This is a genomic window from candidate division WOR-3 bacterium (assembly GCA_039802205.1).
Classification (GTDB): domain Bacteria; phylum Hydrothermota; class Tepidihabitantia; order SM23-42; family JAOAFX01; genus JAOAFX01.
This window is the reverse complement of record JBDRWD010000002.1, coordinates 96,963-111,945: the sequence shown is the minus strand read 5'-3', so window position 1 is coordinate 111,945 and position 14,983 is coordinate 96,963. Positions and strand designations below refer to the sequence as shown.

The 14,983-nt window shown below is 43.9% G+C and carries 17 protein-coding genes; all 17 read left to right on the top strand.

The window, feature by feature from the left end:
- On the top strand, positions 1-503 hold a 503-nt coding region (locus ABIL39_01005), incomplete at its 5' end, for a FlgD immunoglobulin-like domain containing protein (protein ID MEO0164703.1).
- 153 nt (positions 504-656) lie between these two features.
- Complete coding sequence (locus ABIL39_01000; GenBank protein ID MEO0164702.1) at positions 657-1,988, top strand: 3-hydroxyacyl-CoA dehydrogenase family protein; 1,332 nt, start codon at positions 657-659, stop codon at positions 1,986-1,988.
- Between the two features lie 127 nt (positions 1,989-2,115).
- A complete protein-coding gene (locus tag ABIL39_00995; protein MEO0164701.1) occupies positions 2,116-3,363 on the top strand; it encodes a 3-ketoacyl-CoA thiolase in 1,248 nt (415 codons plus the stop codon).
- A 37-nt stretch (positions 3,364-3,400) separates the two neighbouring features.
- Complete coding sequence (locus ABIL39_00990; protein ID MEO0164700.1) at positions 3,401-4,126, top strand: biotin--[acetyl-CoA-carboxylase] ligase; 726 nt, start codon at positions 3,401-3,403, stop codon at positions 4,124-4,126.
- A gap of 34 nt (positions 4,127-4,160) precedes the next feature.
- The gene (locus ABIL39_00985) at positions 4,161-4,580 is read left to right on the top strand and encodes a PPC domain-containing DNA-binding protein (GenBank protein ID MEO0164699.1); all 420 of its coding nucleotides are present in this window, start codon (positions 4,161-4,163) and stop codon (positions 4,578-4,580) included.
- Positions 4,581-4,616: 36 nt separating this feature from the next.
- Positions 4,617-5,126, top strand: a complete 510-nt coding sequence (gene cobO / locus ABIL39_00980) for a cob(I)yrinic acid a,c-diamide adenosyltransferase (GenBank protein ID MEO0164698.1) — start codon at positions 4,617-4,619, stop codon at positions 5,124-5,126.
- 125 nt (positions 5,127-5,251) lie between these two features.
- The gene (locus ABIL39_00975) at positions 5,252-5,440 is read left to right on the top strand and encodes a hypothetical protein (GenBank protein MEO0164697.1); all 189 of its coding nucleotides are present in this window, start codon (positions 5,252-5,254) and stop codon (positions 5,438-5,440) included.
- The gene (gene coaBC / locus ABIL39_00970) at positions 5,437-6,582 is read left to right on the top strand and encodes a bifunctional phosphopantothenoylcysteine decarboxylase/phosphopantothenate--cysteine ligase CoaBC (GenBank protein ID MEO0164696.1); all 1,146 of its coding nucleotides are present in this window, start codon (positions 5,437-5,439) and stop codon (positions 6,580-6,582) included. Before ABIL39_00975 ends, coaBC begins: the two co-directional genes overlap by 4 nt.
- 2 nt (positions 6,583-6,584) lie before the next feature.
- Positions 6,585-7,958 carry a replicative DNA helicase gene (gene dnaB, locus ABIL39_00965; protein ID MEO0164695.1) on the top strand — a complete coding sequence of 458 codons (1,374 nt, stop codon included), beginning with the start codon at positions 6,585-6,587 and terminating at the stop codon, positions 7,956-7,958.
- Positions 7,945-8,682, top strand: coding sequence for an ABC transporter permease (locus tag ABIL39_00960; GenBank protein MEO0164694.1), 738 nt, complete (start codon positions 7,945-7,947; stop codon positions 8,680-8,682). The genes dnaB and ABIL39_00960 overlap by 14 nt, the downstream gene beginning before the upstream one ends.
- Positions 8,682-9,368 carry an ATP-binding cassette domain-containing protein gene (locus ABIL39_00955; GenBank protein MEO0164693.1) on the top strand — a complete coding sequence of 229 codons (687 nt, stop codon included), beginning with the start codon at positions 8,682-8,684 and terminating at the stop codon, positions 9,366-9,368. The genes ABIL39_00960 and ABIL39_00955 overlap by 1 nt, the downstream gene beginning before the upstream one ends.
- Positions 9,319-10,101 (top strand): MlaD family protein, encoded by a 783-nt coding sequence (locus tag ABIL39_00950; GenBank protein ID MEO0164692.1) that lies wholly within the window; start codon positions 9,319-9,321, stop codon positions 10,099-10,101. The genes ABIL39_00955 and ABIL39_00950 overlap by 50 nt, the downstream gene beginning before the upstream one ends.
- A gap of 8 nt (positions 10,102-10,109) precedes the next feature.
- Positions 10,110-11,438: a DNA repair protein RadA gene (gene radA, locus ABIL39_00945; GenBank protein ID MEO0164691.1), complete on the top strand. Its 1,329-nt coding sequence runs from the start codon at positions 10,110-10,112 to the stop codon at positions 11,436-11,438.
- A 14-nt stretch (positions 11,439-11,452) separates the two neighbouring features.
- A complete protein-coding gene (locus ABIL39_00940) occupies positions 11,453-12,100 on the top strand; it encodes a hypothetical protein (GenBank protein MEO0164690.1) in 648 nt (215 codons plus the stop codon).
- Complete coding sequence (locus tag ABIL39_00935; protein MEO0164689.1) at positions 12,075-13,136, top strand: M20/M25/M40 family metallo-hydrolase; 1,062 nt, start codon at positions 12,075-12,077, stop codon at positions 13,134-13,136. Before ABIL39_00940 ends, ABIL39_00935 begins: the two co-directional genes overlap by 26 nt.
- Complete coding sequence (gene lsrF / locus ABIL39_00930; protein MEO0164688.1) at positions 13,114-13,902, top strand: 3-hydroxy-5-phosphonooxypentane-2,4-dione thiolase; 789 nt, start codon at positions 13,114-13,116, stop codon at positions 13,900-13,902. The genes ABIL39_00935 and lsrF overlap by 23 nt, the downstream gene beginning before the upstream one ends.
- 49 nt (positions 13,903-13,951) lie before the next feature.
- Positions 13,952-14,974, top strand: coding sequence for an alcohol dehydrogenase catalytic domain-containing protein (locus ABIL39_00925; protein ID MEO0164687.1), 1,023 nt, complete (start codon positions 13,952-13,954; stop codon positions 14,972-14,974).
- The last annotated feature ends 9 nt before the right edge of the window (positions 14,975-14,983 follow it).

The window sequence follows — 14,983 nt, the reverse complement described above, 5'->3', positions numbered from 1 at the left end:
GTGGTTTTTATGTTGATGATATTCGGCCGGTTTGTTTGTTCAATAATGTTACTGTGATTGCGAATAACATAACCGATACAACATATACATTTACGAATCATCCAGTGGGTGAATATTATTATTATGTGCGGGGATATAATACTACCTGGGGCTGGGGTGATTATTCTATGCTTGCCCGCACACAGGTAGGGGTAGGAGTGAGCGAGACCAGACCTGTTGCTGGACCGGATGGGGTAGAGTTTGGTATTTTCCCCAACCTGTTTTCAGAACACGGTGTGATTAAGTACAGAACTTCCTCTCCTGAGGATTTGATTAGTCTTAATGTTTATGATGTCCGTGGAGAATTGAGACGTCAATGGATTTATGATTCTGGTACTTTCTCCATCGAATTTTTCTGGGATGGAACTGATGCCCGGGGTCGGAGATTGCCAGACGGAGTATATTTTCTCCAGCTAAATGGGAAGGGTTGGAGTAGAATACAAAAATTCATTATTCTGCGATAAAAATCTTTTACCATAAAACACCACAACTTGACTTTTTCCTTAATTTCATTAAAATTGTGCGTTGGGAATTATTCGTTCTGGGTGGATCATAAAATCTTGATAGATATAACCGGTTAAGAGAGCATATGCTTTATTTTTAAAAGGGAGGTTTTGATGAATCTTGACGAGAGACTTCAGAATGTGGCGGTAATCGGTGCCGCGGGCAAGATGGGTAGTGGGATTGCGGCATTGCTCTCCCAGGAGATGTTGCGCTTAAAACTAGAAAATCCCGACAAAATATATCAACTCAATCTCATTGATGTGAGTGTAAAAGGTCTTGAAGGCTTGCGTGATTATCTTAAAGATCAGTTTCAGCGGACTGCGGAAAAGACTATCGTTGCCCTCCGTGCACGTTACAGGGATCGTTCCGACCTCGTGGAAAATGCAGAGATTGTGGAGGCTTATGTCAATGATGGGATGAAACTTTTGAATTTTGGCACCGATTTATATATGGCCCGGAATAGCCATTTGATATTTGAGGCAATTATTGAAGATGAGAAGGTGAAGATAAAGACTTTTAAGCAACTGAAGAAACTCGTTTCAAAAGAGGCTTTCTTTTTGACCAATACTTCAAGTATTCCGATCGGTTATCTGGACGAGAAAGCAGGGTTGGACGGACGGCTCATCGGTTATCATTTTTATAATCCACCGGTTGTCCAGAGACTCGTGGAGGTCATAAAATCCCGAAATACACGCTCTGAACTGAGTGCAATCGCACAAGAACTGGGGCAACGCCTCCGCAAGACCTTGGTGCCGGCGAATGATATCTCTGGTTTTATTGGCAATGGTCATTTTATGCGTGATGGGCTTTTTGCTTTGGATGAAGTTCTGAAGTTAAAAGGAAAATATAAGCTACCCGGAGCAATTTATATAATGAACCGGGTGAGTCAGGATTTTCTATTGCGGCCAATGGGAATATTCCAGTTGATTGATTATGTGGGCATTGATGTCTTTCAGTGCATTCTAAAGGTAATGCGCACCCATCTCCGCGATGGTTCCTTAAGACATAAGTTAATTGATAAGATGATAAAAATGGGCATAAAGGGTGGTCAGTATCCAGATGGTTCCCAGAAAGACGGATTTTTGAAATACGATAAAAATCGTCCGGTAGGAATTTACGATTTGAAAAAAGGTGAATATTTTATGATTACCGATGAATGGAGAAAGAAACTGGACAAAGCACTCGGCGACCTGCCGGAGGGATTCACACCCTGGAAGGCATTACTCACGGATAAAAACAGAGATGAAAAACTGCGAAAACACTTTGCGGCTTTAAAACAAATGAATACCCTGGGTGCAGAACTCGCCTTAAAATATTTAAATCGTACGAAAGAGATTGCCGAGAATCTGGTAAAACAGAATGTAGCAAATTCCGCCGCCGATGTCAATGCGGTGCTGACCAATGGGTTTTACTGGTTATACGGACCGATAAATGATTTGGTATAAAATGTCCATTCGTTTTATACTCTCAGTGGTTCAAGAAGGTATTGTAGCTGGAGCAAGCACCCTCCTGTTCATTTTATTGATTTCCACAGGAAGGTGCCTTTTTGTTACTTATTGAAAAGGAGTTGCTATGGCTTTTTTAAGAAAAAAGATCTATGCCTGTGCCGGTTATAATACGGTCGCACTGGGATCCGGACGGAAAGAGTTCCATCCCAAGAAACCCCGTCCCGGAATTGAGCATTATATCAAAGAGGCGGGGTTAGGTGCTATTGAACAGATCAGACATCCTGAGCACATCGACGAAGGAGTCATCGGCAATTTTATTGCTGCCCGTTTTTGCCGGCAGGGAAATTTGGGTGGATTCTTCCCCTATGTCCATCCGACATTTCAGTATAAGCCCTGTATTCGAGTAGAGGGCGCCTGTGATTCGGGTGGACTGGCACTCGTCACTGCAGTTAAGACTATTCTCTCGGATTTAGCCGATGTAGTATTGTGCATTGGGGTTGAGGTGCAGAACACGGTTAAAGCCCTCTATGGTGCGGACTATCTGGCTGCAGCTGGCTGGTATGCGGGAGAAAGAAAGGATGGTCATGCTTATTTCTTTCCCGATAAATTTTCTGAACGTGCAGGTGCGTATATGAAAAAATTTGGTGAACAGAAGACAAGGGAAGCGATGGCCCAATGGTATGTGAATGCGATTGAGAATGCGCGTAAGAATCCCAAAGCCCAGGAATATCATAATACCAATCCGGATTTATTCAACACCGCCATGGCTAAGCCTGATCCGAAAACTTTCTGTGAATACCTGAATGTCTATGACTGCTCCAAGGTTTCTGATGGTGCTAGTGCTTTGATTTTTGCCTCTGAGGAAGGGTTAAAAAAGATTGGAGTGGAAAAAAAGGACGCGGTAGAAGTTGTGGCTTTTGCCCAGGTTCAGGATAACATCACGACTCCGCCCCCGGATTTGACCAAATTGACGACCTGTGAGATTGCAGCACAAAGGGCTTATGAACGTGCCGGGATAAAGCCTGCAGATTTGAGTGTATTGGAAGTTCATGATTGTTTTACCATTGCCGGCATCATGGCGATCGAAGCCGCAGGATTTGCCGGATATGGTGAAGGTGCAGATTTTGTCCGGGAAGGAAAAACGCGAGCTAATGGTATCATTCCCACCAATACGACTGGCGGACTTATCGGCTATGGTCATCCTACCGGAGCGACTGGTGTGCGTCAGGCAGTGGATATAGTCCATCAGCTTTTGGGTAAGGCGGGTGACTGTCAGGTTACGATCGATACACGGCGACCTTTCGGAATGCTTTCGAGCATGGGCGGGAATGATAAGACGGTGGTCGTGATGATCTTTAAGAAAACAGATTGATTGTGATTTTGGTTTAACCCCTCACCACTAAAATTTTGTGAGTATCGGTTCTAAACTTTACTACTTTGATGAGATAGATTCCACCAACGAATTCGCCAAAAAAATCATCGGTGAAGCGAAAGACGGCACGGTCATTCTTGCGGATACGCAGACTGCTGGTAAAGGTAGACTCGAACGCACATGGTATTCTCCAGAAGGTGGGATTTATATGTCAATCATCCTGTTCACGGATAAACCACTTATGATTCCTATTCTTGCCAGTGTGGCAATATGTGAGACATTTTACAATAACTACGATATCCTCCTCGGTATAAAATGGCCTAACGATTTGCTCTTGAACGATAAAAAAGTTGCTGGAATCCTCGTGGAGATGGTAGATCTCGCAATAATCATGGGTTTGGGGATAAATTTGAATATCGCTGAATTTCCCGAGGAGTTGCAAAATACTGCCAGTTCAATATTCCTTGAGACACGGAAGAAACTTGATAAGATGATGGTGGTTAACGATCTTTTTCGGGAGATAGAAAAGTTGTATCAACTGTTACAAAAGGGAGAGACTGGCGAAATTATCCAAAAATGGCGACACTATACAATTATGTTCGGAAAAAAAGTGATAATTGAGACTCCCGCGGGAACAATATCCGGAAAGGTAATCGATATTGCGGGTAATGGCGCTTTGGTTCTGTCACTTTCAGAAGGAAGAATTGAGAAGGTTCTGGCTGGAGATTGCCGGATAATAAAGGAGAATAAGGCGTCATTATGACTTAGGGTGAATGGGCTTTTAAAAAGGAGTGATCATGTATTATAAAAAACAGCGGGGTTATTATGTGTTAAGACTCCCCAAAGGTGCTGAGATAGTTCAAAGTCTGAAGGATTTTGCCCAAAAGACAAGACTGAAAGGTGCCTTTCTCTATGGTTTGGGGGTGGGTGAGAATCTAAGACTTGGTTTTTTTGATGCCCATAAAAAGTCCTACATTGAAAAACAATTTCCAGGTGAATATGAGTTCACGAGTTTCTTGGGCAATATTTCCTATTTTGAAAAGGAGGTAGTCATCCATATCCATGTTACAATTACCGGCAAGAAGTTCAACGCCTTTGGTGGTCATCTCTTTTCAGGTTATGTTCCCGGGACACTGGAGATAATTGTATTTCCGTTGGTAAAAAAGTTGGTGCGTCAGAGAGATGCGGAGACCGGTTTGAATTTGCTGGCATTATGAATTGCCTGTCAGCCCGATTTTATTAAAGGAAGACCTATGATTCAGATCTACACTGGAAACGGAAAGGGCAAAACAACAGCAGCCTTGGGTTTGGCATTGCGTGCTTTAGGTCACGGCAGGAGAGTTCTCATGATCCAATTTATGAAGGGCAGAATTAACTATGGTGAATTGAAGGCAGCAAGATTTTTAAAAAATTTTGAGATCGAACAATACGGCCGGCCGGATTTTGTAGATCGTGACCATCCAGCAAAGATTGACATTGAACTCGCTAAAAAGGGATTGGAAAGAGCAAAAGAGGCAATAAAGAGCAGGAAATATGATATCATCATCCTTGATGAATTGAATGTGGCGCTGGATTATGGTTTAATCTCTATTAAAGAAGTACTTGAGCTTATTAAAAAAATACCTAAGAAAACTGAGCTAATTATCACTGGAAGGTATATGCCAGAGATACTGGGGACCCATGCAGACCTGATAAGTGAGATCGTTGAGGTGAAGCACTATTTTCAAAAGGGTATAAGAGCCCGAAAAGGGATCGATTACTGAGCAGTTAATCTATAAGAAGGATTTTTGCCTGGCTTGACATTTAATGGGGATTTTGATATAATATATCGCTAAGAAATAGCTTTTTTTAAAGCGAAAATTACATTTTCTGGGACAAAAGGAGGTTTATGATTTTTCCGATCGAAAAAATCTGGGAGCATTATAAAAATAACAAATATCTGGCGATCAATGTAGGGGCTCTTTATGCGCGTAAGGTTAAGGACGACCAATCGCAGGGGTTGATTGATAAGAACTTAAATCCCATAAAAGAGGCGTTGATTAAATTATCCGCTGGGAAGATAAAATACAAAGATTGAAAGTAGTCTTAGGGATAACCGGTTCTATCGCTGGTTACAAAGCCTTAGAACTTATAAGACACTTGAGACGTGAGGGACACGAGGTTCGTGTAATCCTCACCAAATCAGCATTGAATTTCGTTACGCCCCTTTCCTGCCAGACTCTTTCGGAAAACGAAGTCTACATAGACCAGTTTGTGCTCACTAAAGGCATAAAACATATTGCCCTTAATGAATGGGCGGATATTCTGGTCATTGCTCCAGCTACGGCTAATGTAATAGGCAAGGCGGCGAGCGGGATTGGTGACGATTTGCTTTCTACCACCATCATCTCTTTTCAGAAGCCCGTTCTTTTTGTGCCAGCAATGGATTCTGGAATGTGGAATAATAAAATTGTTCAGGAGAATATACGAAAGTTAATAGCTAATGGCTTTCATATCCTCAAACCTGAAACCGGTCCGCTGGCTTCAGGTAAGATAGGCAAGGGTCGGTTTCCCGCGGTTTCTCGGATTTATAAAAAAATTTTAGTTTGTGTGGGCAATTATCGTTCGCTCAATGGCAGGAAAATACTGATTTCCGGAGGAAGGACCGAGGAAGATATTGATTCAGTGCGGGTGATAACTAATCGTGCTTCCGGGACCATGGCGATGGAGCTTTATGAAGCTGGCTTGTGTCGGGATGGAGAGATGCGGTTGATCATGGGTCAGGCGAATATCCCGGTGCCGGACGAATCGGGGATTTTTCGGGTGCGCACTGCAGCAGAGATGTTTGAAATTTTAAAAGAGCATATTGAATGGTCCGAGGTGTTGATAATGAATGCGGCGGTGGGTGATTACAAACCAATTCAAAGAAATGAGAGTAAAATTCATGCGCAAAATTTAACTTTGAATCTTGAAAGGAATGTGGATATTTTAAAGGCACTCTGCCCGTATAAAAAAGATAGAATATTCATTGGATTTTCGGTAGAGGATAAAGACAATGTGAAAAGGGCTGGTGAGAAGTTAAAAGAAAAAGGGCTGGATTACATCGTCGCGAATCCAGTCTCGGTCATCGGCAAGACTACCACCGAGGCTCTAATCTTGGATAAAAATGGGAAGCATATTGAGCCGGGTCCGATGACCAAATGGGAACTGGCAAATTATATTCTTGATTTGATAACATAAAGATGTTGGACGAAAAAAAAGTGCCACCCCACTCCTTAGAGGCAGAGGAATCGGTCCTTGGTTCTGCCTTGCTGGATGAGACAGCAGTGGCAAAAATTCTTGAGATTTTGCGCGAAGAACATTTTTATTCTCCTGCGAATCAGAAGATTTTTCGTGCTATTGTTGATCTCTACAATCACAATGTCACTCCGGATCTGGTCACGGTCACTGACTGGTTAAGAAAAAATAAGATATTGGAAGAGATTGGTGGAGCGGATTATTTATCGAATATCGTGGCGGGCGTGATCACGACAGCCAATGTGGAACATCATGCGCGCGTCGTTCTCGACAAGGCGATAAAGCGCAATTTGATAAAATCGGCGATGGATATTCTCAAGGATGCTTTTGAAGATGCCCACACCGCAGCCGAGATGGTGGATACAGCGCAAAACCTCATCTTTCAAATCAAGGAAAAGGGTCTACGCAAGGAACCGATGCCGATAAAGGTCTTCATAAGTCAAATCCTTGAGACTGCAGAACGCCGCAGGGGGAGCAGACGGCTTATCACTGGTATTGAAACGGGATTTTATAAACTGGACGAATTGACTTCGGGTTTCCAAAAAGGAGATTTCATAATAATCGCTGGCAGACCGAGCATGGGTAAGACTGCCTTTGCTTTGAATATCGCGGCTCATGCCGCTATAAAAAACAATGTGCCGGTAGCGATCTTTTCCCTGGAAATGTCTGCGGAAAGCGTCGCCCAACGGATGTTATGCAGTGAGGCGCGGGTGAATCTCCGTAATCTCCGGAGCAATATCCTCACAGATCAGGATTGGGTCAATCTGGCTACCGCCGCGGGTAATTTAGACCGGGCACCTATATTTATTGATGATACCGCGGCACTGACCATGTTGGAATTGAAAACCAAAGCCCGGCGATTGAAGGTGGACCACGATATCCAGTTGGTTATAGTGGATTATCTCCAGATGATTGCAGGAACACCGGGAATAAAACAACCAGTATCAAGACAGCAGGAGATATCTGAAATTTCGCGTGCCCTAAAGGCCCTGGCAAAAGAACTGGATGTGCCGTTGGTGGTTGTTTCCCAGCTTTCGCGGATGCCCGAGCATCGGAAAGAGGACCATCGGCCCAGGCTGGCAGATTTACGCGAAAGCGGTGCCTTGGAGCAGGATGCAGATATGGTAATACTCCTCTATCGCCATGAATACTACTTTCCTGACGACGAAGAAGCCAAAGGCAAAGCGGAGATTGATGTTGCCAAACAGCGGAATGGACCCACTGGCAGGATTCAACTTGGTTTTCAAAAAGAATTTACCCGGTTTACAAATTTAGCACCAGAGTCGCTGATAATGGACGAAGAATATGAACCTTTTTGAGAATATCGCCGAGTTCTGCAATTTCTTTTTGCGCAGTTTCGTCTTTCGTTGGAATTTACGCCGACATCGCACCCGAATTTTAGAACAGATCGATCATGTTGGGATTGGTTCTTTGCCCATCATCGTGCTTATTTCCGCATTTCTTGGTTTGGTGACCACGGTCCAACTTTCCTACCAGTTGCTCGGTTTGTTGCCAAGATATTTTTTAGGCGCGGTTGTGTGCCGGATGGTGCTTATTGAACTCGGTCCTATTCTCACCGCGCTTATTGTCAGCGGCCGATGCGCATCGGCAATGGCTGCAGAGATCGGCACCATGCGGGTTACCGAACAGATTGACGCCTTGGAATCAATGGCGATTAATCCTTACCAGTTCTTGGGCTTTCCACGAATAATCGGCACTCTCATTTCACTCCCCATTCTCACGGTCTTTTCTGAATTTGTGGCAATATACACCGGCGGTGTTTATGCCCATGTTTTTTTAAATGTTCCACTGAGCGTTTACAATTATGGAATCGTGCGCAATTTCTATCATCGAGATCTTTTTGGGGGGCTATTAAAGTCGTTGTTATTCTCGTTCGCTATTTCCGTTGCGGGTTGCTATTTCGGTTTTAAGGTAAAGGGTGGGGCTCGCGAGGTGGGAATTGCAACCACCTATGCGGTGGTAACCGCCTGCGTGCTCATTCTTATCTTGGATTTCATCGTCGCCTTGATTGTTTTTGGTTAATGATTGAGATAAGAAACTTGACCAAACAGTTTGACGGTCATTATGTGCTTAAGGATGTGAGCTTTTGTGTTGAGGATGGTAAACTCGTCGTTGTGCTCGGTCCCTCAGGCACAGGCAAGACTGTCCTTTTGAAGGCTATCCTGGCTTTGATATCGGTTGATGGGGGAGAGGTTTATTTTGAAGGAAAGAATGTTTTTACTGCTGACACCGAAGAATTGTATCAGATAAGAAAGAGTGTCGGTTTTGTCTTCCAAAGTAGTGCGTTATTTGATTCGTTGAATGTTTACGAAAATATTGCCCTGCCCTTGCTTGAACATACACCAATCTCGGAAAAGGCAGCAAAGGAAAAGGTAAAGAATCTGTTGGAGATCGTAGGACTGCCAGGCCGGGAAAAACTGTATCCCCGGGCACTCTCCGGTGGTATGAAGCGGCTCGTTGCGATTGCCCGGGCTTTAGCCCTTGAGCCTCGCTATCTTTTCTACGATGAGCCGACGACCGGTCTGGATCCGATGATGCGGGATCGGATTGTGAACTTGATTGTGGGTTTGAAAAAAAATTTCCAGAAAAGCGGCATCGTTGTTACCCATGATCTTGAGACTGCCCAGATCGTTGGAGATGTGATATATATGTTAAAGGATGGGCAGATTAGAAGACTGGAAAAGATTGAGAAAGGAATGTATGGATAGACAGATAAAAAGAACCTTGGTGGGAATTTATATCTTCATTGGGGTGATGCTTTTTATTGTTTTTTATATCTTGCTTTCGGGAAAGATTTCCTTACATCACACCAAAGAGATAAAGGTCTATTTTGATGATGTCACCTGGGTGCGCCCAGGTGATCCAGTAATCATCTATGGTATTGAAAAAGGAAAGGTGAAATCGCTAAGGCTGGAAGGCGACCGGGTGCTGGTAATTCTGGCTATGGAACCTGATGTTGTGCTTTATGATGACTCCAGGATTTCTATCCGACTTGTCAACTATCTGGGTTCGGACCGCTACATAAAAATTGTTCCGGGAAAGAGTGGGAGAGTTCCTGAATACTACAGCGGTTATAATGCCTCGTTTGATATTGAACTGGTGGCGGCAAAACTTGATAGTTTGAGCAATCTCTTTAGTAATATTAAACTGCCGGATTTGGGGAATCTCGGAGATAAATTCACCGCCATGCTGGAGAGAAATATAAAGGAACTGAAAGATTTATTAAAGGATCCGAAGGACCAATTGGAATTGGCGGCATTGAAAATGAACCTTTTACTTGATTCCTTAAATGCGTTGCTCAAAAAAGATGGCACCTTTGCCCGGCTGGTAGAATCCGATGAATTATACCAGGAGATAAGAGAGACTAATCAAGCGCTCAAATCCTTGATTGAAGACATCAAGGCGAATCCTAAAAAATACCTGGAGATAAAGGTCTTCTGATAAAGAATATGAAAAACCAATTCGTCTGTCAGGAGTGCGGTGCAATTTCTTTGAAATGGCTTGGGCGGTGTCCAAACTGTGGAGCATACAATACAATGGTGGAAGAGATCGTAGAAAAGGCGCCGAAGACGATAAAAAAGACCCGTCCGCTCAACCTTGTTGAGGTCCCCAGTGAGGAATATCAACGTAAGAGCGTCGGAATTTCGGAAATGGACCGGGTACTCGGAGGAGGAATTGTACCAGGTTCCTTAATCCTTTTGGGTGGCGATCCAGGCATTGGAAAATCCACCCTGATGCTTCAGATTTCTGATTACATTGGTAAGAACAATGGTGTTGTTTTCTATGTGAGCGGCGAGGAGTCGCCTGCCCAAATTCGCCTGCGTGCTACACGCCTCGGCATTGATTCCAGCAATATCAAGATTCTTGCGGAGACAGAGTTGAATACGATTCTTGCAGTTGCCGAAGAACTAAAGCCTGATTTGATGGTTATTGATTCAATACAAACGATTTACAAATCTGAAATTTTATCCGCACCTGGAAGTGTTGCTCAAGTTCGGGAGTGCGGTAGTGATATCATGAGATTTGCTAAACTCCATAATACTGCCACGGTCATCATCGGACATGTTACAAAATTCGGTGTCATTGCCGGTCCCAAGACCCTGGAACATATCGTTGATACGGTTTTGTATTTTGAAGGAGATAAAGAAGGGCAGTATCGGATTATCCGGGCAATAAAGAATCGATTTGGAGCAACGAATGAACTGGGGGTTTTTGAAATGACAAGTCAGGGTCTAAAAGAAGTTACAAATCCCTCGCACATCTTTATCTCCGACATTGTAGCACCGGGTGCAGTAATAATTTCTATCATTGAAGGTTCGAGGCCCTTCCTGGTGGAAGTCCAGGCACTCACCAGTCCTACTTTCTTCAATTATCCCCAGCGGGTAACCACGGGCCTGGATGCGAAGAGACTGGCGATGCTTTTAGCAGTATTAGAACGCCGGGTAGGGATCAATGTCTATAATGTTGATTGCTTTGTCAATGTGGCAGGCGGTATGAAGCTGACCGAACCTTCCAGCGATCTGGGTATAATCCTGGCGATTGCTTCATCGCTGAAAAATAAACCGATAAGCAAAGACCTCCTCGTGGTCGGTGAAGTTGGACTTGGGGGCGAAGTCCGTCCGGTTTTCGGTATTGATCTGAGATTAAAAGAGGCGGAGCGCCTTGGCTTTAAGACTGGTATTGTACCGGCAAAGAATAAAATTCCGCAAAATTTGAAGATAACCACAATCGGGGTTAACGAAGTCAATGAAGCGGTATCGGCGGTATTTACAAACTGAGACAAGGAGGTTTGATGTTATTCTTTAAAAAAGAAGATAGGTTTGTCCTTGATTCATCTAGTATCATTGATGGTCGGGTGGTCAATCTTTTTGAAAAGAAATTTTTTGAGGGGAAAGTGATAATACCTTATTTGGTACGAATTATCGTCCGCCGTAAAGTGGGCGTTGAGGCCGATAAGATAATCAATAATCTTAAAAAATTCTCAACCTTGGAGTTTGTGGACAAAAATGTTGATGGTGTGGTTGAAGAGATTTGTGTATTGAAGACAGCAGAAAAAAGAAAGGCAAAGGTGGTTACTGCTTCGGATACCTTTGATTTGTATGCAAAATCTTTTCCGGATATCCGTATCATCAATATCAAAGAACTCTACCGCATCCTCACACCTATTTTCTACCCCGGACGAATAATCTCGGTGCGGATAATAAAAAAAGGATTGAATGTAAATGAGGGTATTGGCTATATTGAAGGGGTAAAGGTGGTGGTTGAAAATGGTGCCAAATATTTAAATCGGAATATTGATGTGAAGGTTGTTTCCATGATTCAATCCGAAACCGGCAACCTTGTTTTTGGGACAGCCATTGAACCAGCGGAGAACTCACTGGAAATGGAAGATAAACTAAAAAGTGAGGGAGAAAATGAGCGAAAATTTGAAGTTTCTTGACGAAGTTTTACAACGTCTCTGCGTGAGTGATGGTATAGGCTATACAGGTGGTGTGCGCAAGACGCTGCTGGAAGAAATAAAACCCTGGGTGGAGGAAGCAAAAATTTTTCCGGATGGTAGTGTTTATGGTTATCTTAAGGGTTCCAAACCACTCAATGTGATGCTTGCCTGTCATATTGATGAAATCGGTTTTATTGTTGCGGATATTGAAAATAATGGTTTTATCCGCTTCAAATCGGTTGGCGGCTGTGATGAACGGATATTGCCTGGGCAGGAGGTAGTGATACACGGAAAGAAGCGGATCAAAGGCTGGGTGGGTGTCAAACCACCCCATTTTATGAAGAAGGAAGAACGAGACAAAGTCCAACCCTTGGATAAACTATTCATTGATACCGGAATGGATGTAAAGAATTTAAAAAGATCTGTCCGGATCGGTGATTTTATAACTTTTGCGGGTCATTATACACATCTCCAGAACGATTTCCGGAGCGCCAAAGCCCTTGATAATCGCACAAGTGTAGCCTGCGGGCTTTTAATTCTGAAGGAACTCTTCGAACATGGTTCTCCGGTTCAGATCCATTTTGTGGCAACGAGTCAGGAGGAATTTAGTGGTCTTGGTGCCCGAATTCATTCTTATCGTTTAAACCCGGATTATTGTCTGGTTCTGGATGTGACCCACGGAGAATACCCAGGTCTGACAGAGGGTGAATATTTTATGCTCAACAAAGGACCGGTACTTGCCCGGGGGGGCACAATCCCACCTCGGCTATACCAACTCCTCAGTGAAACTGCCCGATCCTGTGAGTTGCCCTATCAAATTGAGCCCTTACCGGGTTATACCGGGACAGATGCAGATACCATTGCCTTTAATCGTGAAGGGATTCCCACAGCCCTTGTGAGTATCCCTCTCCGTTACATGCATACGCCGGTTGAGGTCGTATGTCTGAAAGATATTGAAAGGACTGCCAGATTGATTGTTGAATTTTTAAAAAAGATAGAAAAAAGGAGTAATCATGGACTGGGGATTGAAAAATAGACTATCAAGAATAATCAAACCCGCCACGGGGCGCACCGTGATGCTGGCGGTGGACCATGGCTATTTTCTTGGTCCGACGACTGGCCTCGAAATTCCTGCAAAAACCATTAGACCTTTATTGCGGTTTGCCGATTCATTGATGCTCACTCGTGGGGTCCTGCGAACTTCGGTTCCTCCGGATTTTGATATTCCGATTGTGCTACGCGTTTCCGGAGGCACAAGCATCCTCGCCAAAGACTTATCAAACGAAGGGATGACGACTTCAATAAAAGAGGCGGTCCGATTAAACGCCTGTGCCGTGGCATTATCAATATTTGTCGGTTCTGAGCATGAGAAGGAGACCCTCCTCGCGCTCTCCGAACTTGTGAATCAAGCCGAAGATTATGGCATCGCCGTGTTGGCAGTAACTGCGGTGGGGAGAGAGATGGAAAGGGATGCAAAATATTTGAGCCTTTGCTGCCGGATTGCTGCTGAACTCGGTGCCCATTTTGTGAAGACCTATTATTGTGAAGATTTTGAAAAGGTGGTGGAAACCTGTCCGGTGCCGATAGTGATTGCCGGAGGTAAAAAGGTGCCTGAAAAAGAAGCACTCCAACTCGCATACAATGCAATTCAAAAAGGTGCAGTGGGTGTGGATATGGGCAGGAATATTTTCCAATCCGCAGACCCGGTGGCGATGATTCAAGCAGTCCGGGCAATCGTCCACAAGAATGCGAGTGTAGATGAGGCATACGAGTTATTTGAAAAGAAGCGCGCAAAAAAGTAAGGATTTGTACCTTTGTCATTTTGGCCTTTGACCCAAAAGCTATTTTAGAATGCGGGTGGCAGTTTATTACAATAACCGCGATATAAGGATTGAACAAAGACCGGTTCCCACCATTGGCAATAATGAGCTTCTGGTCAAGGTCATTGCCAGTGGTATATGTGGGAGTGATGTGATGGAGTGGTATCGAATAAAGACCGCACCGCGGGTCTTGGGTCATGAGATTGCGGGTGAGATCGTGGCGGTGGGTGGGAATGTGAAGAATTTTAAAAAAGGAGATCGGGTATTCGTTTCCCATCATGTTCCTTGCAATGAGTGTAAATATTGCAAAAAAGGTTATCATACGGTCTGTGAGACGCTCAAGAAGACAAATTTTGACCCCGGTGGATTTGCAGAGTATCTTCGTGTTCCAGAAATAAATGTGAAATTTGGGACATTTTTATTACCTGATGAAGTATCTTATGAAGTAGGAACTTTTGTCGAACCTCTTGGGTGTGTCATAAGAGGCCAGCGATTTGCAGAGATCAAAAATGACGATACAGTCTTAGTGATTGGTTCTGGGATAGCCGGAATACTCCATATAAAATTGTTAAAGGCAAAAGGGGTGAAAAGGGTCATTGCCACTGACATAAATGAATACCGGCTTGATTTTGCCCAAAAATGCGGAGCTGAGGTTATTAATGCCCGGGAAGATGTTCCTCAGCGGGTGAAGGATTTAAACAATGGTTGTCTCGCCGATGTAGTGATTGTGAACACCACGGCGCTATCCGCCTTTGATCAGGCATTCGCGGCGGTGGATCGTGCCGGAACCCTACTGCTTTTTGCACCTACAGCACCTGAGGTGCGCATTCCCATGCCCCTGTTCGACCTTTATTTCAAAGGGGTCAAAATCATCTTTTCCTATGCGGCGGTAGAACTGGATATAAGAGAGGCGATTGAATTATTGCGGACGAAAAAAATCGAGGTGCGCGATATGATTACCCACCGCTTTGGTCTTGGAGAAATTAAAAAAGGTTTTGAACTGGTGGAAAAAGCCGGAGATTCATTAAAGATTATAATTGAACCCCAAAGATAGTTGACTTTA